25 protein-coding genes are annotated in these 23,450 nt (G+C 38.5%); all 25 read left to right on the top strand.

Annotation, left to right across the window (positions count from 1 at the left end; translation table 11 throughout):
* Window positions 1-72: 72 nt before the first annotated feature.
* The 25 genes from BANA01_RS23390 to BANA01_RS23270 all read left to right on the top strand — a co-directional run bounded on the left by BANA01_RS23390 (window position 73) and on the right by BANA01_RS23270 (window position 23,404).
* Complete coding sequence (locus BANA01_RS23390) at window positions 73-840, top strand: TatD family hydrolase (protein WP_063254897.1); 768 nt, start codon at window positions 73-75, stop codon at window positions 838-840.
* 237 nt (window positions 841-1,077) lie between these two features.
* The gene (locus tag BANA01_RS23385) at window positions 1,078-2,256 is read left to right on the top strand and encodes a G5 and 3D domain-containing protein (protein WP_063254896.1); all 1,179 of its coding nucleotides are present in this window, start codon (window positions 1,078-1,080) and stop codon (window positions 2,254-2,256) included.
* Between the two features lie 196 nt (window positions 2,257-2,452).
* Window positions 2,453-3,013, top strand: coding sequence for a ribonuclease M5 (rnmV, locus tag BANA01_RS23380; protein WP_063254895.1), 561 nt, complete (start codon window positions 2,453-2,455; stop codon window positions 3,011-3,013).
* Entirely contained in the window at window positions 3,006-3,884 is an 879-nt protein-coding gene (gene rsmA, locus BANA01_RS23375; RefSeq protein ID WP_063254894.1) for a 16S rRNA (adenine(1518)-N(6)/adenine(1519)-N(6))-dimethyltransferase RsmA, read from the top strand. Before rnmV ends, rsmA begins: the two co-directional genes overlap by 8 nt.
* Before the next feature lie 336 nt (window positions 3,885-4,220).
* The gene (gene yabG / locus BANA01_RS23370) at window positions 4,221-5,105 is read left to right on the top strand and encodes a sporulation peptidase YabG (protein ID WP_063254893.1); all 885 of its coding nucleotides are present in this window, start codon (window positions 4,221-4,223) and stop codon (window positions 5,103-5,105) included.
* 204 nt (window positions 5,106-5,309) lie between these two features.
* On the top strand, window positions 5,310-5,573 hold the full coding sequence (gene veg / locus BANA01_RS23365) for a biofilm formation stimulator Veg (protein ID WP_063254892.1): 264 nt from the start codon (window positions 5,310-5,312) through the stop codon (window positions 5,571-5,573).
* Between the two features lie 232 nt (window positions 5,574-5,805).
* The gene (locus BANA01_RS23360) at window positions 5,806-5,991 is read left to right on the top strand and encodes a small, acid-soluble spore protein, alpha/beta type (RefSeq protein WP_174524442.1); all 186 of its coding nucleotides are present in this window, start codon (window positions 5,806-5,808) and stop codon (window positions 5,989-5,991) included.
* Window positions 5,992-6,184: 193 nt separating this feature from the next.
* Window positions 6,185-7,054: a 4-(cytidine 5'-diphospho)-2-C-methyl-D-erythritol kinase gene (ispE, locus tag BANA01_RS23355; RefSeq protein WP_063254891.1), complete on the top strand. Its 870-nt coding sequence runs from the start codon at window positions 6,185-6,187 to the stop codon at window positions 7,052-7,054.
* A 56-nt stretch (window positions 7,055-7,110) separates the two neighbouring features.
* Window positions 7,111-7,941 carry a pur operon repressor gene (purR, locus tag BANA01_RS23350; RefSeq protein WP_063254890.1) on the top strand — a complete coding sequence of 277 codons (831 nt, stop codon included), beginning with the start codon at window positions 7,111-7,113 and terminating at the stop codon, window positions 7,939-7,941.
* 2 nt (window positions 7,942-7,943) lie between these two features.
* Window positions 7,944-8,318 carry a RidA family protein gene (locus BANA01_RS23345; RefSeq protein WP_063254889.1) on the top strand — a complete coding sequence of 125 codons (375 nt, stop codon included), beginning with the start codon at window positions 7,944-7,946 and terminating at the stop codon, window positions 8,316-8,318.
* Window positions 8,319-8,782: 464 nt separating this feature from the next.
* Window positions 8,783-9,073, top strand: coding sequence for a septation regulator SpoVG (gene spoVG, locus BANA01_RS23340; RefSeq protein ID WP_003347151.1), 291 nt, complete (start codon window positions 8,783-8,785; stop codon window positions 9,071-9,073).
* A 306-nt stretch (window positions 9,074-9,379) separates the two neighbouring features.
* Window positions 9,380-10,753, top strand: a complete 1,374-nt coding sequence (gene glmU, locus BANA01_RS23335) for a bifunctional UDP-N-acetylglucosamine diphosphorylase/glucosamine-1-phosphate N-acetyltransferase GlmU (protein ID WP_063254888.1) — start codon at window positions 9,380-9,382, stop codon at window positions 10,751-10,753.
* A 20-nt stretch (window positions 10,754-10,773) separates the two neighbouring features.
* Entirely contained in the window at window positions 10,774-11,730 is a 957-nt protein-coding gene (locus BANA01_RS23330) for a ribose-phosphate diphosphokinase (RefSeq protein ID WP_063254887.1), read from the top strand.
* 108 nt (window positions 11,731-11,838) lie between these two features.
* On the top strand, window positions 11,839-12,474 hold the full coding sequence (locus BANA01_RS23325; RefSeq protein ID WP_063254886.1) for a 50S ribosomal protein L25/general stress protein Ctc: 636 nt from the start codon (window positions 11,839-11,841) through the stop codon (window positions 12,472-12,474).
* Between the two features lie 169 nt (window positions 12,475-12,643).
* Complete coding sequence (gene pth / locus BANA01_RS23320; RefSeq protein WP_063254906.1) at window positions 12,644-13,204, top strand: aminoacyl-tRNA hydrolase; 561 nt, start codon at window positions 12,644-12,646, stop codon at window positions 13,202-13,204.
* Window positions 13,205-13,334: 130 nt separating this feature from the next.
* Window positions 13,335-13,565: an anti-sigma-F factor Fin gene (locus BANA01_RS23315; protein ID WP_063254885.1), complete on the top strand. Its 231-nt coding sequence runs from the start codon at window positions 13,335-13,337 to the stop codon at window positions 13,563-13,565.
* 98 nt (window positions 13,566-13,663) lie between these two features.
* Window positions 13,664-17,197 (top strand): transcription-repair coupling factor, encoded by a 3,534-nt coding sequence (mfd, locus tag BANA01_RS23310; RefSeq protein WP_063254884.1) that lies wholly within the window; start codon window positions 13,664-13,666, stop codon window positions 17,195-17,197.
* Window positions 17,198-17,388: 191 nt separating this feature from the next.
* Complete coding sequence (gene spoVT, locus BANA01_RS23305) at window positions 17,389-17,925, top strand: stage V sporulation protein T (RefSeq protein WP_063254883.1); 537 nt, start codon at window positions 17,389-17,391, stop codon at window positions 17,923-17,925.
* A gap of 146 nt (window positions 17,926-18,071) precedes the next feature.
* Window positions 18,072-19,694 carry a putative polysaccharide biosynthesis protein gene (locus tag BANA01_RS23300; RefSeq protein ID WP_063254882.1) on the top strand — a complete coding sequence of 541 codons (1,623 nt, stop codon included), beginning with the start codon at window positions 18,072-18,074 and terminating at the stop codon, window positions 19,692-19,694.
* A 6-nt stretch (window positions 19,695-19,700) separates the two neighbouring features.
* Window positions 19,701-21,161 (top strand): bifunctional methyltransferase/pyrophosphohydrolase YabN, encoded by a 1,461-nt coding sequence (gene yabN, locus BANA01_RS23295; protein WP_063254881.1) that lies wholly within the window; start codon window positions 19,701-19,703, stop codon window positions 21,159-21,161.
* 15 nt (window positions 21,162-21,176) lie between these two features.
* Window positions 21,177-21,446, top strand: coding sequence for an RNA-binding S4 domain-containing protein (locus tag BANA01_RS23290; protein WP_063254880.1), 270 nt, complete (start codon window positions 21,177-21,179; stop codon window positions 21,444-21,446).
* Between the two features lie 90 nt (window positions 21,447-21,536).
* Window positions 21,537-21,839 (top strand): sporulation protein YabP, encoded by a 303-nt coding sequence (gene yabP, locus BANA01_RS23285; RefSeq protein WP_063254879.1) that lies wholly within the window; start codon window positions 21,537-21,539, stop codon window positions 21,837-21,839.
* Window positions 21,836-22,468 carry a spore cortex biosynthesis protein YabQ gene (gene yabQ, locus BANA01_RS23280; protein WP_063254878.1) on the top strand — a complete coding sequence of 211 codons (633 nt, stop codon included), beginning with the start codon at window positions 21,836-21,838 and terminating at the stop codon, window positions 22,466-22,468. Before yabP ends, yabQ begins: the two co-directional genes overlap by 4 nt.
* A 13-nt stretch (window positions 22,469-22,481) precedes the next feature.
* A complete protein-coding gene (locus BANA01_RS23275) occupies window positions 22,482-22,874 on the top strand; it encodes an FtsB family cell division protein (RefSeq protein ID WP_063254877.1) in 393 nt (130 codons plus the stop codon).
* 86 nt (window positions 22,875-22,960) lie between these two features.
* A complete protein-coding gene (locus BANA01_RS23270; RefSeq protein ID WP_063254876.1) occupies window positions 22,961-23,404 on the top strand; it encodes a S1 domain-containing RNA-binding protein in 444 nt (147 codons plus the stop codon).
* Window positions 23,405-23,450 lie beyond the last annotated feature (46 nt).

Below are 23,450 nucleotides of genomic sequence, written 5' to 3'. Positions count from 1 at the left end.
TCGTGGCATTTCCATTTTTTCTTTATTGGTTCGACATAATAAGTAATGTAATTCTACAAAGGAGTTTTATTTATGTTATTTGATACGCATGTACATTTAAACGCTGAACAATATGAGGAAGATCTTGAGGAAGTTATTCTAAGGGCCCAGGAAGCAGGGGTATCTCATATGGTTTGTGTAGGCTTTGATAGACCGACGATTAATAAAGCGATGGAGCTTGCTGAAAAATACGAGTTTATCTATGCCTGTATAGGCTGGCATCCGGTTGATGCTATTGATATGACAGATGAGGATTTGATTTGGATCGAAGACCTAGCTGGACATCCAAAAGTAGTCGCAATCGGAGAAATGGGACTAGATTATCATTGGGATAAATCACCAAAGGAAATCCAAAAGGAGGTATTTCGGAGGCAAATTCAGTTGGCCAAAAAGGTAAAACTTCCAATTGTGATTCATAACCGAGAAGCAACAGCTGATATCGTAGAAATTTTACAAGAAGAGGGTGCAGCTGAGGTTGGAGGAATTATGCATTGTTTTAGTGGGAGTCCTGAGGTTGCGGTAGAATGTCTAAAGATGAATTTTTATATTTCACTAGGCGGTCCTGTTACGTTTAAAAACGCCAAGAAACCCAAGGAAGTGGCAGCGGTTGTTCCGATAGAAAAACTGCTGATAGAAACCGACTGTCCGTATCTAGCACCTCATCCTTATCGCGGAAAACGTAATGAACCCGGATACGTAAAGTTAGTTGCGGAACAAATTGCCGAAATCAAAGGATTATCCTTTGAGGAAGTTGCAAACATAACCACTGCCAATGCAAAAAAAATATTCGACATAAACTGATAGACAAGCTTGTCGAAGTAAATAGAAGCTTGTCCGAATTTTTTACTATAACTTAAAGTTCTACACGCCTTCTTTTTCTCATAGGATAACCGTGTCGAGAAGTTTTCCTTTGCAAATTTCCCAACTATATGCATAATAGGAAATACGTTCACAACATATGCAAGGGTTGACAGCCGACAGCATGTTTCTCAATAATCTCTCCGAGAGAAGGAGGCGTTTTTCATCGTATTCAAAAACATGAAAAACCTGTTTTCCAAGTCTTCGAGTAGTAAAAGGTTGGCGATCACTTTTGCTAGTTTTGTAGTTTTAGCAGCACTTCTTGGTTTTTCATACTATGAAGGATCTAAGTATACCGTTGCACTGACTCTTAACGGACAGCAAAAAGTAATAAAGACGCATGCCAATACAGTTAAGGAAGTATTTACTCAACTGGATATACCACTCAACTCAAAAGACTACTTGTCACCTTCAGCCGATACGAAGGTCCAAGACAATCAAAAAATTGTCTGGAAACAAGCAAAACAGGTTCAAATTGTCCAAGACAACGAGAAAAAAACGATATGGACAACAGCAGGTACAGTCGCTGAGCTACTAAAAGAGCAACAAATTGTATTGAACGAACAGGATGAAATTACACCAAAACCGCAGGAAACAGTCAAAAGTAAGATGGATATTCGCATTAAATTTGCTCTTCATCTAACACTAGTTGACGGCGGGAAACAGCAACAAGTATGGTCCACTTCGGCTACGGTCGCTGACTTTTTAACACAACAGGGTATTAAACTTAATGAATTTGACCGAGTTGAACCGTCATTATCAGAGACATTGCAAAAGGATGGCGTTATTAACGTTATTCGCGTAGAAAAAGTCACCGATGTAGTGGAAGAACCAATTCAATTTGCCGTGATCACCAAGAAGGATGAGGGTTTAGAAAAGGGAAAACAAGTAACTGTTACAGAAGGTAAACAGGGAATTGTTTCGAAAGAATATGAAGTCATCTTGGAAAATGGTAAAGAAGTCTCAAGAAAAATAATTGGTGAGCAGAAACTTAGAGAAAAACTCGATAAAGTTGTGGCTGTCGGAACGAAGGAATTAGATATTCAAGTTTCCCGTGGAGCAGAAACTGGAACTGAGTTTTATGTCAATACTACTGCCTATACTGCCTATTGTAACGGCTGTTCAGGAAGAACGGCTACGGGATTTGATCTGCGTGCAAACCCAGGTGCAAAAATAATTGCAGTGGACCCGCGAGTTATTCCGCTCGGGACGAAGGTTTATGTGGAAGGCTATGGCTATGCTGTAGCTGCTGATACTGGCGGCGCTATAAAGGGACACAAGATTGATGTTTTTTTCCCAACAAAGGCGGAGGCTTTCCGCTGGGGAGTCAGAAAGGTAAAGATTAAGATATTACAATAAGCTTAACGCTGCAGAGGTTTAAATGAGCCTCTGCATTTTGCTTTTTCTCTAATATTCTTTATACTTGCATCGAATACATTAATCTAATTACTTAATAATATGAATGACTTTGTAAATATAGACGGTGGACATTACAAAAATGTTTCATTTTTTTTTCAAATTATTTTATTTTTATCATTCATGTCCGGAGGAAATAATGAAAATTAAGGAATTCATTGTGGTGGAAGGAAAAGATGATACTACCACGATTAAACGAGCAGTTGACGCAGATACAATAGAAACCAATGGATCAGCAATTAATGAGGAAACGATTGAAAAAATAAAAAGAGCACAAGCAACAAGAGGGGTTATCATTTTTACAGACCCGGATTTTCCAGGAGAAAAAATCAGGAAAACGATTGCGGAAAAAGTCCCTGGGGCAAAACATGCTTTCTTACCAAAAGAAGTCGCTGTTGCTAAAAATGGAAAAGGTCTTGGTGTGGAACATGCACCTCTAGAAGCAATAAGGAATGCATTAAGAGATGCACAAACTATGTCAGAGACGATTCAAGAGGAAATCACACAGGAAGATTTAATTATGGCTGGACTCGTTGGAGGACCAGGTTCAAAAGAACGCAGGATCATGTTGGGAAAACTTTTGAAAATTGGTTATACCAATGGGAAACAATTATATAAAAGGTTAATGATGTTCCAAATCAGCAAGCAGGAATTTGCAGAAGCTCTTGCAGTTGTCATACAGGAGGAAAAAAATGAATAAAGACATTGCTACCCCGATTCGTACACGTGCCATACTTGAAAAATACGGCTTTTCTTTTAAGAAAAGTCTAGGGCAAAACTTTTTAATAGACACAAATATCTTACATAGAATTGTTGACTTTGCTGAATTGGGGGACCAATCAGGGGCGATAGAAATTGGCCCTGGCATTGGAGCTCTGACTGAACAGCTTGCACGCCGCAGCAAAAAAGTAGTTGCATTTGAAATTGATCAAAGATTATTACCAATATTAGCGGACACTCTTTCACCATATGAAAATGTTAAAGTGATACATAATGATATTCTAGAGGCAGATGTTCAGGAAGTGATCGAGACAGAGTTTACAGAGGTTGATGACCTAATGGTTGTGGCGAATCTTCCTTATTACGTGACCACTCCAATTATTATGAAGCTGTTAGAGGAACAAATCCCAATCAGAGGTATCGTCTGTATGCTTCAAAAAGAGGTCGCAGACCGCATTTCAGCTCGTCCTGGAACAAAAGAATACGGTTCACTTTCCATCGCTGTACAGTACTATACAAAGGCAGAGACGGTTATGATTGTTCCAAAAACGGTCTTCGTTCCTCAGCCAAATGTAGATTCCGCTGTTATCCGCTTAACCAGAAGGGAAGAACCAGCGGTAAGCGTCAAGGATGAAAAGTTCTTTTTTCAAGTAACACGAGCAAGTTTTGCGCAAAGGCGTAAAACGTTACTAAATAATTTAACGAGCCAACTTCCAGATGGAAAACAAAAGAAGGAAGAAATCTTAAGTGCACTTAACGTTGCCGGCATTGAGCCGACAAGAAGAGGGGAAACTCTGTCCGTTCAGGAATTTGGCCGCCTGAGCGATGAGTTGCTTCACTATTTCCAATAGACCTTATTTAGGTCTATTTTTTTTGCAGTTTTGTATTTATGGGTGCTTAAGAAGAGAGTCTTGAGGACAAATTGAAAGAGCGGAAAGAAGGATTTGTCTTTAATCGGTGGTCTTGAGGACAAATTGAAAGAGCGTGTAGAAATATCAGTCCTTAACTGAAGGATCTTAATGACAAATCCCACAATCAGCCTGATTTAAAATAGCAGCAGAGCTATTTAACAAAAAGGATTATTTAACAATAGCCGTCCATTCACAAAATACTGTGTAGGTGCATAGCCTATCAAAGAAAAACTTTATTTGGAAGGCCTATACGCTGGTCTAATTGGAGTGACAGCAGTGAATATAAAGATGATGGATATTGTCGGCAGACGGTCCTATAACTGTGATATTCTATTCCGAGTTATTGATATTCAAACACTAAATGGCCAGAAATTTGCAGTTCTATATGGTGAGGATATTCGCTTGATGGCAGACGCACCTTACGATGATTTAGTGGTGATTAACCCAAATGTAAGGTCCAAAATAGTACAGGAATACAGAACACTTGAAGAGCAGTCCTTCCGTTTATTCGCACAGGACGTCGATTTACTAAAGCAAAGGCGGGATTATGAAGCGACCGGGGGCTATGTTCAGCCAGCCAATTATTTTCAAATGCCCGGAAGGGTGCTTCATTTGGATGGCGATTCTGATTACTTACAAAAGTGCATGACGTTATATGAAAAAATTGGTATTCCTGTATATGGCATCCATTGTAACGAAAAGGAAATGCCACATAAAATTGGCGGTTTAATCGATCAATACCGGCCTGATATTTTAGTCATTACGGGTCATGATGCCTATTCAAAGTCGAAGGGAAAGATAACAGATATCAACGCATACCGCCACTCGAAGCACTTTGTCCAAACCGTTAAGGAAGCACGCAGGAAAATACCCCATTTAGATCAACTTGTCATTTTTGCAGGTGCCTGTCAATCACACTTTGAATCCTTGATTCATGCAGGAGCGAACTTTGCTAGTTCACCATCAAGAATCAATATCCATGCTCTGGACCCTGTTTATATCGTTGCAAAAATCAGCTTCACGCCGTTTATGGAAAGTATCAATGTTTGGGATGTATTAAGAAACACACTTACTGGAGAAAAAGGTCTCGGAGGAATTGAAACGAAAGGGGTCTTACGAACAGGAATGCCTTATAATCCTGTCCAGGAAGAAGAATCATAAGCCTTTAGAAAAAAAATAAAGGCTTATTTTTTTATATGCACATAATTAGCTCTTGTTAAGGAAATCATAATGATTGTTGAAAAATGGGAAAAAAAGTAGAAGAAAAAATATTGACAATCTTTTTGTCGGACTGATATAATTTTATGTTTTTATTTGACAGGGACTATGTCAGTGTGATATACTTTACACAGTGAGGTGGACCGAATGCCAAAAACCTTAGCCGATATCAAAAAGGCTCTTGATTCAAATTTAGGGAAAAGATTGTTGCTGAAGGCAAACGGAGGACGTAGAAAGACAATCGAACGATCAGGCGTATTAGCCGAAACGTACCCTTCGGTTTTTGTAATCGAGTTAGATCAAGAAGAGAATTCATTTGAACGAGTTTCATACAGCTATGCAGATGTACTTACTGAAACGGTTCAAATAACCTTCTATGAAGATGCAGCAGGACACATAGCTTTAAGTTAGAATATAGGGCAATTTTTTAGGGCAGAAAATCATCCGATTTTCTGCCTTTTGCTTTTTAAATAAAATGGCTGTGACAAGTATATTTTGTTGTAATAACTGAGTTGATTTGTGCGAAGTGCCCTGGGGCGCAAATCAACGGGCCAATTTGGCACAGCCAAATAAAAAACTAATTGAAAAAATCACTTAATACCATACTAATACTGCTGTGAGTGTTACAAAAGGGGTTGTTTAGATGGCAAGAAGAAGAGGTGTCATGTCTAGTCAGTTTAAAGAAGAACTTGCAAAAGAGCTTGGTTTTTATGATGTCGTTCAAAAAGAGGGCTGGGGCGGCATCAGAGCGAAGGACGCGGGAAACATGGTAAAAAGAGCAATTGAACTGGCCTCAGAGCAGCTGATGAAAAACAATCGCAACCTCTAAAAGGCAGTTCATAGTTAGCATATTTTAAAGCAGCACTGCGCTTCTCAATGTTTAAACAAAACAAACACCACGGCAAAGCCAGAGGGTAGAATCCCCCTGGCTTTTAAATATTATTTATAGACTTTTTTCCTATCAGGAGTTTTGTGGTAAAATAGGAAAAAATATATGAACGATAGAAGTGTAGGTGTGCATAGTGAAGCTTTTAGTAAAAGCACCAGCCAAAATTAATCTTTCCTTAGATGTTTTATATAAGCGTCCTGATGGTTTTCACGAAGTTGAGATGATCATGACGACGATTGATTTGGCGGACCGTGTTGAACTAACATTATTAGAACAGGATAAAATACATATTCTCTCCCACAACCGTTATGTTCCTGATGACCAAAGGAATTTAGCCTTTCAAGCGGCACAATTGTTAAAGGACCGATACCAAGTGAAAAAAGGGGTCCAAATTACAATTGAAAAAACAATTCCTGTGGCGGCCGGACTAGCTGGGGGCAGCAGTGATGCTGCTGCAACCCTAAGAGGCCTTAATAAGTTATGGGAACTCGGTTTAACGTTGGATGAATTAGCTGTCCTTGGCTCGGAAATAGGCTCAGATGTATCATTTTGTGTATATGGCGGCACAGCATTAGCGAGGGGCAGAGGAGAGATGATAACTGACCTTCCTGCTCCGCCAACGTGCTGGGTTATTTTAGCAAAACCTTATATTGGGGTATCGACAGCTGAGGTCTATCGTCGGTTGGATTTAAATGGCATGCAGCACCCTCAAATTGGAGAGATGGTTAAGGCGATTCACAACAATGACTATCAAGGTGTATGTGAAAATGTCGGAAATGTCTTGGAAGATGTTACATTAAAACTTCATCCCGAGGTAGCGCAAATTAAGGAACAGATGAAGCGTTTTGGAGCGGATGCGGTATTGATGAGCGGAAGCGGACCGACAGTCTTTGGCATTGTCCAGCATGATTCAAGAATGCATCGCATCTATAATGGACTAAGAGGTTTTTGTGACCAAGTATTTGCTGTAAGGATGCTCGGTGAACGACATACTCTTGATTAAAAACGTACATTAGTGATATCCTATTATTAGAACATTCGTCTTTTTGGAGGATTGCTATGAAGTTTCGCCGCAGTGAACGATTGATCGATATGACAAGCTATTTACTTGACCATCCGCGTCAGCTGGTACCGCTTACCTTCTTTGCTGAACGTTATTCTTCTGCGAAATCTTCTATCAGTGAAGACTTAGCAATAGTGAAGGAGACATTCGAACAAAGAGGAATCGGAACGTTGCAAACTGTACCTGGTGCAGCGGGCGGGGTTAAATTTTTTGTAAGTGTAAGTGATGAAGAGGCCAGGCCGTTTGTAAATGAGTTATGTTCGTTAATTGCCCACCCTGATAGGCTTTTGCCAGGGGGATACTTGTATTTAACAGATATTTTGGGTGACCCTTCCGTGGTCCAAAAGGCCGGTAGGATTATTGCTTCCGCCTATGTAAATACTAAAATAGATGTGGTTATGACAGTGGCTACAAAGGGGATTCCCCTTGCTTATGCTGTAGCGAGTCAGTTGAACACACCTGTTGTGATTGTAAGAAGAGATAGTAAAGTAACAGAAGGTCCAACTGTCAGTATTAACTATGTTTCTGGATCTGCAAAAAGAATACAAACCATGGTACTTTCAAAAAGAAGTTTGGCTCAAGGCTCTAGGGTCTTAGTTGTCGATGACTTTATGAAAGCAGGCGGAACGGTAATGGGAATGATCAGCTTACTAGAAGAATTTAATGCACAGGTTGCTGGTATTGCCGTTTTGGTTGAAGCAGAAAAAATTGAAGAACGACTTGTAGATGAGTACAAATCACTAGTTAAACTGACTGATGTGGATGTAAAGGAAAAAAGGATACAAGTTACAGAAGGAAACTATTTTAAACGAAGAACGGAGGAATAAGTATGAAAGTAGTTCAAACCAACCAAGCACCTGCCGCTATTGGTCCCTATTCTCAAGGAATCATTGTAAATAATCTTTTTTATAGTTCTGGTCAAATTCCATTGACAGCAGAGGGAGTCATGACCGAGGGCGGTATTAAAGAACAAACTCATCAAGTTTTTAAAAATTTAGATGCCGTACTTACAGCCGCAGGAGCTTCGTTTGAGACAGTGATAAAGGCTACTGTGTTTATTAAAAGTATGGATGACTTTGCAGCCATTAATGAAGTGTATGGAGAATATTTCTCAACGAATAAACCAGCGCGTTCTTGTGTAGAGGTAGCAAGATTACCTAAAGATGCATTGGTAGAAATCGAAGTGATTGCGCTCGTGAAATAATCGAGCGTTTTTTATTTTAACTCTGTTATAACAGAATGTTGATTTCACTGTGTTTGAAAAATAAACGGAAAAAGTCCATCTAAATTGGGAAAAACTCATATTTCTTTAAAAATAAAGGGAGTCTTTCCGTTTATATTAACCAAATCCTTGGATTTTGTCTTATTTAGAGCAGTTAATCGGAATATCTCCACTTATATCCGCTTCTTAAGCTGCCTTTATATACATTAGCCGGAAATTCTCCGCCTATGAGTTTTCATTACTACACGAAAATCAACAATAATTAATAACAGGACTTTATTTTATGCTATAACCAATATATTAATCTTAAAAAATCTGACTTTTGGAAATGTTCATTATTTTTTCTAAAATATTTTTAAAATATTTACTAGATTAAGAAGGATTTACTAGAAACCATGTTGAATTAATAACACTAGCTTTTTAACATAAGAAAAGGGTGTGAGCACATGGAAGTAACAGACGTAAGATTACGCCGCGTTAACACGGATGGCCGAATGAGAGCGATTGCATCAATTACATTAGACAATGAATTCGTTGTTCATGACATCCGCGTTATCGATGGAAACAATGGTTTATTTGTGGCTATGCCAAGTAAACGCACTCCAGATGGAGAATTTCGTGATATTGCGCATCCAATCAACTCTGGAACGCGTGGAAAAATTCAAGAAGCTGTCTTGGCTGAGTACCATCGCTTAGGAGAACTAGAAGTAGAATTTGAAGAAGCCGGAGCTTCCTAGAAAGTAGTATTCAACTAGAGCCTACTACAACAAGTAGTGCTCTTTTTTTAATTCCCCGTTTTTCCCCTTTTATTCTTCCTTCCGCTAATTTTTTCAAAATAACAAATTCGGACACTTTTCTTACATTCCTTGAAATGGCTGGCTAATTACGTTAATATTTTTAATGGATAAGGCTGTTTTATTAAAGATGTTATTTTAATCTTAAAGCCGATTTAATACGGAATAAGATATTTTGAACTTTAGAAAGAAGTTTACAGGCTCTTTTCTCATAAACCATGAAAAAAGGTAAAATTGGAGGACTTGAACATGCATAATCGTTATGCTGTGATTTTGGCCGCAGGACAAGGAACCCGGATGAAGTCAAAGCTATATAAAGTATTACACCCTGTATGTGGAAAGCCGATGGTTCAACATGTTGTTGATCAAGTGAAGAAACTTAATATTAAAGAATTGGTTACCGTAATTGGTCATGGAGCGGAAATGGTAAAATCTCAATTAGGGGAAGAAAGCCATTATGCCCTGCAAGATCAGCAGCTTGGAACTGCGCACGCTGTTATGCAGGCGCAACTGAACTTAGAGGGGAAGGAAGGAGTTACCATTGTAGTTTGTGGTGACACACCTCTCATCAAAGCAGAAACGATGGAGTCTTTATTTAAACATCATGAGGAGTTATCTGCAAAAGCAACAATTCTTACAGCAAAAATTGATGACCCAACAGGATATGGGCGAATTATTCGAAATGAAAATGGTTTTGTTGAAAAAATTGTTGAACATAAAGATGCAACAGAGACAGAGCGGGAAATAAATGAAATTAATACTGGTACCTATTGTTTTGATAATGCTGCATTGTTTGAAGCATTGAAGAAGGTTTCAAACGATAATGTTCAAGGTGAATTTTATCTTCCAGACGTAGTTGAAATCCTAAAAAATCAGGGAGAAGTAGTTACTGCGTTCCAAACGACTGATCTTGAAGAAACATTAGGTGTTAATGATAGAGTTGCTTTGGCTGAAGCAGAAAGAATTATGCGCAGCCGTATAAATGAAAATCATATGCGTAATGGTGTTACGATTATTGACCCCGAGAATACATACATCGAATCGGATGTTGTTATTGGCCAGGATACAATTGTTCTTCCAGGTACAATCTTAAAAGGCAGAACGGTGATTGGTTCAGATTGTCAAATCGGACCGAATTCAGAAATTGATACATGCGAAGTAGGAGATGAAACGGTAATCCGTCAATCCGCTGCTTATAATAGTTCAATTGGATCTCTTGTTAATATCGGTCCATTTGCCCATATTAGACCGGATTCCAACATTCACGATGAAGTGAAAATTGGGAACTTTGTTGAGATCAAAAAGGCGGTTTTTGGTAAAGGAAGTAAAGCTTCACATCTTAGCTATATTGGTGACGCAGAGGTTGGCAGTGATGTAAATATTGGTTGTGGATCAATAACCGTTAATTATGATGGGAAAAATAAATTTCTAACAAGGATTGAGGATGGAGTCTTTATAGGCTGTAATTCAAATCTAGTTGCGCCAGTTACTGTTGGAAAAGGTGCGTATGTGGCTGCAGGTTCAACCATTACTAAAGATGTTCCTGGTAATGCATTATCCATTGCACGTGCACAGCAGGTAAATAAAGAAAACTATGTCGATAAGCTTAATAAGAAAAAATAAGCATTAATATGGAGGGCATTATGTCGAATCAATACTTAGATCCAAACTTAAAGGTATTCAGTCTAAATTCAAACCTGCCTTTAGCGAGAGAGATTGCCAAGGTTATTGGTGTTGAATTAGGAAAAAGCTCTGTCACAAGATTTAGTGATGGAGAAATTCAAATTAATATCGAAGAGAGTATCCGTGGCTGTGATGTATATGTCATTCAATCGACTAGCTCACCTGTTAATGAACACCTCATGGAATTGTTAATTATGATAGACGCCTTGAAAAGAGCATCTGCTAAGACGATCAATATTGTTATGCCATACTATGGCTATGCGCGTCAGGACCGTAAAGCACGTGCACGTGAGCCGATTACCGCTAAATTAGTGGCAAACCTTCTTGAAACTGCAGGGGCAACGCGTGTGATCTGTTTAGACTTACACGCACCACAGATTCAAGGCTTCTTTGAAATTCCAACCGATCACTTAATGGGCGTACCGATCTTAGCGGAATACTTCTTAAAAAGAGAATTCAACGGCGACATCGTTATCGTTTCTCCTGACCACGGCGGAGTAACGAGAGCCCGGAAATTAGCTGAACGATTAAAAGCACCGATTGCGATTATTGACAAACGTCGTCCACGGCCAAATGTTGCAGAGGTAATGAATATTGTTGGTAACATTGAGGGGAAAATTGCGATCTTAATTGATGATATTATTGATACAGCAGGGACAATCACGCTTGCAGCAAATGCGCTGGTAGAGAACGGTGCAAAAGAAGTATATGCTTGCTGTACACACCCTGTTTTATCTGGGCCGGCGATGGATAGAATTCAAAATTCAAAAATCAAAGAATTAGTTATTACAAATTCTATCGCTATGCCAGAAGAGAAAAAGACAGATAAAATTATTCAACTATCCGTAGCACCTTTAATGGGCGAAGCGATTATCCGTGTTCATGAAGAACAATCAGTAAGTACGTTATTTGATTAATCAACAGGACAAATTAACACAACAAATAAATTAAATGTTTAGACCTTCCTGTTTTGGGGAATTTTTATAGAGACAGTTCAGAACAAAACTAGGAAGGTGACTAAACTCATGAGTACGCTTTTACAAGCAAAGGAACGTAAGGAACTGCGCAGATCGGAGTTAAGAAGAATTCGAGAAACAGGGAATATTCCTGCTGTAATATATGGTCGGAAGCTTGAAAGTAAGCCTGTTTTTGTCAGCTCTGCGGATTTAACCAAAACAATTCGAGATGTGGGCAGAAATGGAGTCATTTCACTTGATTTAGACGGAAGTAAACATGATGTCGTGTTAACTGACTATCAAGAGGATTTTATTAAAAGGGAAATCATTCATCTCGATTTTCTAGCCGTTGATAAATCCTCTAAGATTAACGTAACGGTAAGACTCGTTCTAACTGGAGAGGCAGCAGGAGTAAAGGATGGCGGTGTTCTCCAGCAGTCTGTTCATGAATTATCGATTACCTCTACACCAACGGAAATTCCACAGCAAATTGAAGTGGATGTAACGAACCTGCAGGTGGGTGAAACATTAAAGGTCTCCGATATCCTTTATCAAGGATCTTTTACGATTAATCATGAAGAAGATGAAGTAGTTGCCAGCATTCTCCCTCCTCGTCAAGAAGAGGAAATCAACGCAGGTGAGCAGCAAGAAGGCGGTCACCCTGATAACGAAGAAGGCAGAGAAACGGATCCAGTAGGAGAATAGAAAAGCAGCAGAGCCTAGGGGCTGCTGGACAATAGTATTCAGACGTAACCTGAAAAGGGTTACGTCTTTTGTCGCATTTATCAATAAAAAGACGTATTATTAAATGGGAGAGATAATAATGCTCCGAAAATTATTAAACAGGTGGACTGGGCCGAAAGAGAGGGTAAGAATGAAATTAATTGTTGGTTTAGGAAACCCTGGGAAACAGTTTGAAAACACGAGACACAATATTGGTTTTGAAGTCATTGATGAACTGGCAAATCAATTAGATATTCCTTTAAATCAATCAAAGTTCAAAGGATTATTTGGAATTGGTTTTCATAAAGGTGAGAAAGTAGTTTTACTCAAGCCGCTGACGTATATGAATCTCTCTGGAGAATCCATTAGAGCCATTATGGACTATTACCAGATTGAATTAGAAGATTTTGTGGTCATTTACGATGATCTTGACTTGCCGGCAGGAAAAATCAGGCTTCGTCAAAAAGGAAGTGCTGGCGGGCATAACGGAATTAAATCAACAGTGGCACATCTTGGGACCCAAGAGTTTAACAGAATACGAATTGGGATTGATCGACCTAGAAATGGTATGAATGTCCCTGATTATGTGTTGGGGCGTTTCAACGAAGAAGAGTTTATATTAACTAAGGAAGCTGTAAAGAAGAGTGCTGAGGCCTGTAAGGTTTGGTTAGAAAAGCCTTTTTTACAGGTAATGAATGAATTTAATCAGTAATTGTTCATGGGATAACCTTTACTTACATAAAATAAAACAATTCTTTTTTTAATGAAAGAATCGAATGAATAACTTCTCTTTTCCCCGTAAATACTATTATTAATAGTAGTAGAATAGGGAGGTTACCTGAGTGGCCATTCATTACCATTGCCGTCATTGTGGCACGAACCTAGGCTCCATTGAACAGTCATCCATACACAGCGAAGCTCTCGGTCTTCATAAATTAACAGAGCAGGAAAGACAAGAGATGGTTGCTTATGACTTGTCTGGTAATATAAACATTACAGCCATATGTGAGGATTGTCAGGAGGCATTAGAAAGAAATCCAGATTATCACCAATATGATTTCCTCATTCATTAACAGCTTTGGAAGCACTCCAAAGCATTTTTCTATTTTTTAAAATGCTAATGCTAACGTTAACTACTAAACAAAGATTCAAAGGGAGGAGGAACTAGCTTTTGAAAGGTTTAAAATCAGTATTTATTGAGCAAGAAGATATTCACTCTATCATATCTGGAGTCCAAGTGGGCTTGAAGGAACAACTCATTGCTGGATTATCGGGTTCATCAAGAACAGTCTTAACTGCCGCTATTTACGAGCAGATGAAGAGACCCATTCTATTTATTACCCATAATCTCTTGCAAGCACAAAAACTCTATGATGATATTGTAAATCTATTAAGTGAGGATGAAGTTTTTCTTTTTCCAGCAAATGAATTAATAGCAGCTGAAATGAGTATTGCTAGCCCAGAGTTAAAGGCACAAAGGATTGAAGCCTTAAACCATTTTAGTAAGAAAAACAAAGGTATTATTATTGTTCCTATTGCTGGACTAAGAAAAGTCATTCCTCCAAAAAACATCTGGAAGAAGTACCAGTTGACCTATAAAGTCGGTGATGATCTCGATGTAACAGAGGTACTAACCACATTTGTTAAGATGGGTTATGCACGGGTAGATATGGTTTCGACCCCTGGTGAGTTTAGTATTAGGGGCGGGATTATTGATATTTATCCACTAACAGTGAGCAATCCGATAAGAATTGAGTTATTTGACACCGAGATTGATTCCATTCGCTATTTTTCCTTAGAAGACCAGCGTTCCATCGAAAAAACGGCTGAGGTTTTAATTGGACCTGCTACAGAGGTTCTTTTTGAGGCTGAGAATTATAGCCGGTTAATTGGTAATCTGGAAGATGGATTAGCAAAGAGCTTACGAAAATTAAAGGACGATAAAGCAAAAATTCAGCTCTCGCAGAATATTAGTTTTGAGCTCGAACAATTAAAAAATAATCATAAACCAGAACATGTATTTAAATATCTTTCACTAGCATACGATGGCGGTACTAGTTTACTAGACTATCTTCCTTCTAATGGGATGGTGTTTATTGATGAAATAAGCCGTGTCCAAGAAATGAATGAATCCTTAATAAAGGAAGAAGCAGAATGGTATACTGCCCTTCTTGGTGAAGGTCAAATTATTCATGATTTGGCTATTTCCCATGATTTATACGGGCTGCTTCATAAAAAAGAGTTTCCGATTCTTTATATGAGTTTGTTTCTTCGCCATGTTGCAAATACGAGCCCGCAAAATATTATTAATGTTTCGTGTAAGCAAATGCAGAATTTCCATGGACAAATGCACTTGCTGAAGGCAGAAGTCGACAGATGGAAAAAAGGAAATTATACGATTCTCTTTTTAGGGCCCGATGATGAAAGAGTAAAAAAATTAGAACGAGTTTTAGAGGATTATGAAATAGACGCCTCCATTGCCAAGAGCGGCCAACAGCTCTTGCCTGGAAAAGTGCAGATAATGAAAGGCAACCTGCAAACTGGATTCGAGCTATCGATTCAGAAATTAGCTGTGATCACAGAGGAAGAGCTGTTCACTAAACGTGTCAAAAAGTCTGCCAGCAGGCAAAAGCTCTCCAATGCAGAAAGGATTAAGAGTTATTCTGAACTTAAAGTCGGAGATTATGTTGTCCATGTTAATCATGGTATAGGAAAGTATCTGGGGATTGAAACCTTAATCATAAACGGTGTCCATAAAGATTATCTACATATCCGTTATCATGGATCAGATAAGCTTTATGTTCCAGTTGAACAAATTGATCTTGTTCAGAAATATGTAGCTTCAGAAGGAAAAGAGCCCAAAATATATAAACTTGGCGGAAGTGATTGGAAAAAGGTTAAAAAGAAAGTTCAATCCTCCGTTCAAGACATTGCCGATGATTTAATTAAGCTTTATGCAGAACGGGAAGCAGCTGTAGGTTATGCCTTTTCTCCGGATGGAGACATGCAGAGAGAATTTGAAACGGCTTTTGCATACCAGGAAACAGAGGACCAGCTCCGGTCGATTCATGAGATTAAAAAGGACATGGAAAGACCTAGACCAATGGATCGTTTGCTTTGTGGTGATGTGGGCTATGGAAAAACAGAGGTTGCAATTCGAGCTGCTTTCAAGGCCATTGCTGATGGTAAACAAGTAGCACTACTTGTACCAACAACAATTTTAGCGCAGCAGCATTTTGAAACGATGAGGGAAAGATTCCAAGATTACCCGATCAATATTGGTCTGCTAAGCCGTTTCCGGTCTAAAAAGCAACAAACAGAAACGATAAAGGGATTAAAAGCAGGTACAGTCGATGTTGTAATTGGAACCCATCGCATCCTCTCTAAGGATATCGTGTACAGAGATTTAGGCTTATTAATCATTGATGAAGAGCAAAGATTTGGCGTAACGCACAAAGAAAAGATAAAAAGGTTAAAAACAAATATCGATGTTTTGACATTAACGGCAACACCGATACCAAGAACGCTGCATATGTCGATGCTCGGGGTGCGTGATTTATCTGTTATCGAAACACCCCCAGAGAACCGTTTTCCTGTACAAACTTATGTGATGGAATACAATGGAGCGCTTGTCAGAGAAGCTATCGAGAGGGAACTTGCACGAGACGGACAAGTTTACTTTTTATATAACAGAGTAGAAGATATTGAACGTAAGGCTGAAGAAATATCAATGCTGGTTCCGGATGCCCGAGTTACCTTCGCACATGGACAAATGTCAGAAAATGAATTGGAATCGGTCATGCTCAGCTTTTTGTCTGGTGAGTTTGATGTACTTGTCAGCACGACTATCATTGAAACAGGGGTAGATATCCCAAATGTAAACACGTTGATTGTCTATGACGCCGATCGAATGGGACTTTCACAGCTTTATCAGCTGAGAGGCCGTGTCGGAAGATCTAATCGTGTTGCGTATGCTTATTTCACCCACCGAAAAGATAAGGTATTAACAGAAGTAGCGGAAAAACGTTTACAGGCGATTAAGGAATTTACAGAGCTTGGATCTGGTTTTAAAATTGCGATGCGTGACTTATCCATTAGAGGTGCGGGGAATTTACTAGGTGCACAGCAGCACGGATTTATTGATTCAGTAGGATTTGATCTGTACTCTCAAATGCTTAAAGAAGCGATTGAGGAAAGAAAAGGTGATTTGAAAGCTGAGCAAAAAGCGACAGTTGAAATTGATTTAGAAATCGATGCTTACATCCCTGATACTTACATTAAAGATGGTCATCAAAAAATTGAAATGTATAAGCGTTTTAGAGGTGTACAAACGCTAGAAGACATTGAAGAACTTCAAGCTGAAATGCTTGATCGTTTTGGTGAATACCCTGAAGAAGTCGACTATCTATTCCAGGTAGCCGAAATGAAGGTTTATGCGCTTCTAGCGGGTGTTGAAAGCATAAAACAGACCAAACACGAAGTAACCATTCTGGTCAATGACCGAGCAAGCAGCACCATCGATGGACAAAAGGTATTTGCAATCAGCAGTAAATATCCAAGAATGATTGGACTTGGAATGGAAGGCCAGAAACTTAAAATGACCCTTCAGATTAAAGGGACCGACACAGCATATTGGCTAAATATAACATTTGAGATGATAAAAGGGATTCAAGCTGCAAAAAAGGGTCAGGAAAACCCTGTTTAACTATGTAAATTGCCAGGATGAAATCATCCATTGGTAGGATAATTTTCCTATTTGTGAAAAAATATTACGAATGTGTATATAACTTTCCAGATGAAAGATACTAAGTTCAAAGTTGGTGATGATTCCATCTACAGGAAGGAATATCATAACCAAGTTAGTAAAATCATCAGATGAAAGTGAGGCAACATTGGATGAAAGCAACTGGAATAGTTCGTCGAATCGATGATTTGGGTCGTGTTGTCATTCCCAAAGAAATACGCAGAACGCTGCGTATCCGTGAGGGGGATCCGTTAGAAATCTTTGTGGATCGAGACGGAGAAGTTATCTTAAAGAAGTATTCACCAATCAGCGAGTTAAGCGATTTTGCCAAAGAGTATGCAGAAGCCCTGTTTGACAGCCTCGGGAACCCGGTATTAATTTGTGATAGGGACAGTTACATTGCATTAGCAGGTAGTTCTAAAAAAGATTATTTAAATAAAAATATAAGTGATTTAGTTGAAAAAACAATGGAAGACCGTAATTCGGTTCTTGTAACGCAGCAAGGTGATATTGCGTTAGCCGATGGCAATGATGAAGCCATTTCATCTTATACAATTGGGCCAATCATTGCAAACGGTGATCCAATTGGAGCAGTTATTATCTATTCAAAAGAAGGAACACTTGGTGAAGTAGAGAAAAAGGCTGTTGAAACCGCTGCAGGATTTTTAGCAAGACAAATGGAGTCCTAGAACTAATATTATACTCACAAATAAAAGAGGCAGCCTTCGCTGTCTTTTTTATTTGTATCGAATTCCAATTCTAGCCCCTGACAAGGCGCTTTTGCTTTATATTATGCTATAATACAGTCGAGTTTAGGTTAGTTAGGAGATAAAAGATGAAGCATGTAAACCAATCAAAGGCGCTTTTTAGGGGGGCTTTTATTTTAGCCATTGCAGCATTAGTAACAAAAATTTTAAGTGCTGTATATCGGATTCCATTTCAAAATATTGTTCATGATGTTGGCTTTTATATATATCAGCAGGTATACCCGTTTTATGGTCTAGCTATGGTGTTAGCGACAACAGGTTTTCCGGTGGTGATTTCGAAGTTATATGCTGAGCAAAAGGAAAAGGGTGACCATGAGAAAATAAGACGGCTTTTATTTGTTTCCTTTATCATTTTACAGCTATTTGGACTTATATGCTTTCTCATACTATATTTTGGTGCCAATCATATCGCCAGCTGGATGAACGATGAGAAATTAGCCATTTTACTAAAGGTTGTCTCCATTGTCTTTTTGTTATTTCCAATTACCTCTATTTTGCGAGGCTATTACCAAGGGAAGGGAGACATGGTGCCAACAGCACTATCACAGGTAGGTGAACAATTAATAAGAGTTTTCACCATTCTCTTTTCGGCATATGTTCTAACAAAGTTGGGGTACTCGTTGTATCTGATTGGCGGCGGTGCGATGTTTGGGTCTATTACCGGAAGTATGGTATCAGCGATCATTTTGTTTACATTCCTTTGGATTCGTAAAGAATGGGAAGTAATTGCTCCTCGAAAAGGTATGCTGTTGGGCTATTATCGAGAGGTTGGCATTATTTTAAAAACGCTGAGCTATCAAGGTCTTACCATCTGTATCAGTGGAATGTTGATGATTATGATACAAATGGCAGACGCATTAAACCTTTACTCTTTGCTTACAGAGAATGGATATGGGAAGGAAACAGCCAAGGGTTTAAAGGGAATATTTGACCGTGGGCAGCCATTAATTCAATTAGGGACAATTGTAGCAGCATCTATGTCCTTATCACTTGTACCGTTAATAACTAGTGCAAGGATAAAAAAGGACATTACTTTCTTACAGGATAAGATTCAGCTGGCTATTCGAATTGCTGTCGTGATTGGTATCGGGGCTTCAGTGGGTCTTTGGGCAATTATTGAACCAGCCAACATTATGTTATTTGAAAATAACTCAGGTTCATCGGTATTAGGAATACTTAGTTTTGTTATTCTCCTTAGTTCCATCATTACGACGATTATTGCCATTATGCAAGGTCTAGGATCGTTGCTATTTCCTGCAGTTACAGTTCTAGTTACTCTTCCGTTAAAATACGTTTTAAATCATTTATTCGTCCCCGCGTTTGGGACAATGGGGGCCGCTTATGCAACGATTATAACGTTAGTAGTTGCATTCTGTCTTCTTTACGTAAAATTTAAAAAAATGCAGCCGATTACGCTGCTATCGTTTCACTTCCTTCGAACCCTTTTAACAGCAGCTTTCATGATGGTGCTGCTTTTAAAAGGCTTTCTAGCCTTAACCAATATGATTACGATACCGGTTGGAACAGAGAGGATAATTGCAGCTATCCAGGCGCTAGGAGGTGCCTTTTCAGGAGGATTCCTTTTCTTGTTTTTAATCATTAGAGGAGGCGTCTTTTTGGAAAAAGAATTATCATTATTTCCTTTCGGCAGCAAATTAAGCCTTTTATTACCTAAGAAGAATAGGAGTTAGAAATACATGGGCAAAACAATTGAAATTCTCGGTTTAGGAGCAGGAGATCTTGAACAAATCCCCTTTGGCGTATACAAAAAGTTAATGAAGGCAAATCATGTTTATTTAAGAACAAAGGAACATCCTGTTATTCCAGAACTAGTTAAAGAAGGACTAGGCTTTACATCATTTGATTCCATTTATGAAAAGCATGACCAGTTTGAAGAGGTATATCAAGAGATTGTCCAGAACCTACTGGAAAAGGCAAAAACAGAGCAAGTGATTTATGCAGTACCAGGTCATCCTCTTGTCGCAGAAAAAACTGTCCTATTGCTTCTGGAGGATGGTCCAAAAGAGGATGTAGACATCATCATTGGCGGAGGTCAAAGCTTTATCGATGCCATTTTTCAATCACTAAAAATTGATCCTATAGATGGTTTTCAGCTTTTAGATGGAACCTTGCTTAAATCCAGTCAACTGCAACTGGATCAGCACATTTTTATAAGTCAGGTTTATGATCAGTTTGTCGCTTCAAATACGAAACTAACCCTAATGGAGAGACTTCCTGATGATTATGAGGTTGTTATTGTTCGTGCGGCGGGAAGCAGGAATGAACACATTGAGCGTGTTCCTTTGTATGAGTTAGACCGTAAAGTGACCCTTGATAATCTTACTTCTGTTTATGTACCTCCTGTAGAAGATGAACAAATTATGCTAAAAAATTTTTCCAAGCTGCGGGAGATTATTGCAGTATTAAGGGGCCCGAATGGGTGTCCATGGGATAAGGAGCAAACACACGAGTCACTAAAAAAGTATTTAATTGAAGAAACCTTTGAAGTAATTGAAGCCATTGATAGCGGTGATATTGATCATGTAATCGAAGAACTTGGCGATGTCTTGCTGCAGGTTATGCTTCATGCCCAAATTGGTGAAGATGATGGCTATTTTGCAATAGAAGATGTCATAGAGGTACTGTCAGAGAAAATGATTCGCAGGCATCCACATGTTTTTGGAGATGTTCAAGCAGAGGATTCTAAGGAAGTACTTCGAAACTGGCAGGAAATAAAGAAGCAGGAAAAGGGAGAAAATGAATCCTCCCTCCTTGAGGGGATATCGAAATCCATGCCGAATATAATGAGAGCTTACGAAATCCAGAAGAAAGCGGCAAAGGTTGGCTTTGATTGGCAGGAAATAACACCGGCTTTGGAGAAGGTAAAAGAAGAACTTGAGGAATTTGAGAATGAAATACACAAAAAAAATCTTATTCATGCTAAAAGGGAATTTGGGGATATCCTATTTGCTTTTGTCAATGTCGCAAGGTTTTTAGATATACATCCAGAAGAGGCATTATTTGAAACCAATCAAAAGTTTATTCGAAGATTTCAATTTATAGAAGATAGTGTAAAGAAAAGCGGAAAGTCGATTGAGGAACATTCCCTTGAGGAACTTGATCGTTTTTGGGATGAAGCAAAATCAAAAGGACTATAGAACGGGGGATCATAAATGAGATTGGATAAGTATTTAAAGGTATCAAGACTAATAAAAAGAAGAACTCTTGCAAAAGAGGTATCTGACCAAGGGAGAATTCTTATAAACGGTAAAGAAGGAAAAGCAAGTTCAACAGTAAAAGTCGGTGACGAACTCACAATCCGCCTTGGGCAAAGACTAGTTACGGCAAGAATTGACCAAATTCAAGATACCACTCGCAAGGAAGCCGCAGCTGAAATGTACACGATTATTAAAGATGAAAGAATTGGCGAATCACAGCTCTAACCGACGCTTAAAAAAGGCTTGTTCTAATTCATTTGTCCCTTACATAAAATTGTAATAAATGGTTGTACAAATGATTGTGAGGGATGAATGATGAGCCAATATTATGAAACAAACCCTGCCAAAAGCACTGTTCCAGAGCATGATGTCATCATGAGAGGACGAAAACTTCTCGATATAACAGGTGTTAAACAAGTAGAAAGCTTTGATAATGAAGAGTTTTTATTAGAAACTTCTATGGGGTTTTTAGCGATTAAGGGGCAAAACCTGCAAATGAAAAACCTCGATGTAGAGAAGGGTATTGTCTCCATTAAGGGAAAGATATTTGACTTAGTTTACTTAGATGAACAGCATGGGGAGAAAGCTAAAGGGTTCTTTAGTAAGTTATTCCGATGACACTCTCTACTCAATTCCTTACCATGCTTTCAATGATTGGGATGGGTTCGCTTTTTGGTGTTATGTTTGATACCTATCAGCGTTTCTTAGATCGGCCTAACCGAAAGTCGTGGATTGTTTTTATTAATGACTTGTTGTTTTGGGTCATACAGGCACTAATTATCTTTTATATTCTTTTCCTAGTTAACAATGGGGAATTGCGTTTTTATATTTTTGTTGCTCTTCTTTGTGGATTTGCTGCATATCAAAGTTTATTTAAGGGAATATACCTAAAGTTACTTGAAATGATGATAAAGAGTGTAATAGCTCTTTACCAGTTTATCAGAAGGACATTCCAACTGCTTATCTATAAACCTGTCGTAGGCATCATTCAACTGCTTATTTCTATTGTGATACTTGTTGGCAGGGGGATCTTTTCCCTTGTCAAATTTATTTTAAGGGTTTTATTATTTATTCTTAAGGTACTATGGGTGCCGATTGCGAAGATTATCCTAATACTTTGGAAACTTTTGCCGAAAAGTATTAAAAAATACGTCGAGAAGTTATATAATAAAACGGCAGGAATTTTTATGGAAATCAAGAACTATTTAGTAAAGTGGAGTAAAAAGTGGAAAAGACCAAAAGAGTAAGGAGGGATGGGAAGTGAGTTCAGTACAAGAAAAGAATATAGCCAAAATCCAATCAACTTATGTCCACCAGCAAGAAGTAGCAGAAATTGCTTCAGCTAGGAAAAGGAAATTATTATATAGAAGACTTTCCTTGTTTTTAGTATTTGCTGCTGTCTTGTCATATTTAATGATTACTAGCTTTATTTCCCAATCCTCGGCTTTAGATAAAAAAGTAGCACAAAAGAGACAACTAGAACAAGAGTTGACGCAATTAAAAAAACAACAGGAAATCTTAAAAGAAGATATCATTAAGTTAAATGATGATGATTACCTTGCTAAGCTTGCTAGAAAGGAATACTTCTTCTCAGAAAATGGTGAAATTATCTTCAATATTCCGGAAGAAAATGAAGGCAAAAAGAACCAATAACTAGTCTTATTGACACTTATTTTTCCCATTCTGTATAATATAAAGTAAGATGATTTTTTAATTTTTTAAGGAGGAAAATTCTTTTTATGTCAATCGAAGTAGGCAGCAAGTTACAAGGAAAGGTAACAGGGATTACAAATTTCGGAGCTTTTGTGGAGCTGCCTGGTGGCTCAACTGGACTCGTACACATCAGTGAAGTTGCTGACAATTATGTGAAAGATATCAATGACCATCTTAAAGTTGGTGACCAAGTAGAGGTTAAAGTCATCAATGTAGAGAAAGACGGGAAAATTGGGCTATCCATAAAAAAGGCAAAAGATAGACCAGAAGCGCCACAAAAATCCCATTCACATTCGAACTCACATTCACAACGTCCACGTCAGGGCAGACAAAATGATCGGAATGCTCCTAAAGCAGAGACATTTGAGTCCAAAATGGCGAAGTTTTTAAAAGATAGTGAGGATCGTTTAACTTCTTTAAAACGTCACACAGAATCTAAGCGTGGCGGAAGAGGAGCTAGAAGGGGTTAACTTGTTGCTTATTTATAAAAACATATTCTGCTAATTAAGACAGGTC

The sequence above is a fragment of the Neobacillus niacini NBRC 15566 genome (genome assembly GCF_001591505.1).
Classification (GTDB): Bacteria; Bacillota; Bacilli; order Bacillales; family Cytobacillaceae; genus Neobacillus; species Neobacillus niacini.
The sequence above is the reverse complement of the archived record's forward strand: the minus strand, read 5'-3'. Positions and strand labels throughout refer to the sequence as shown.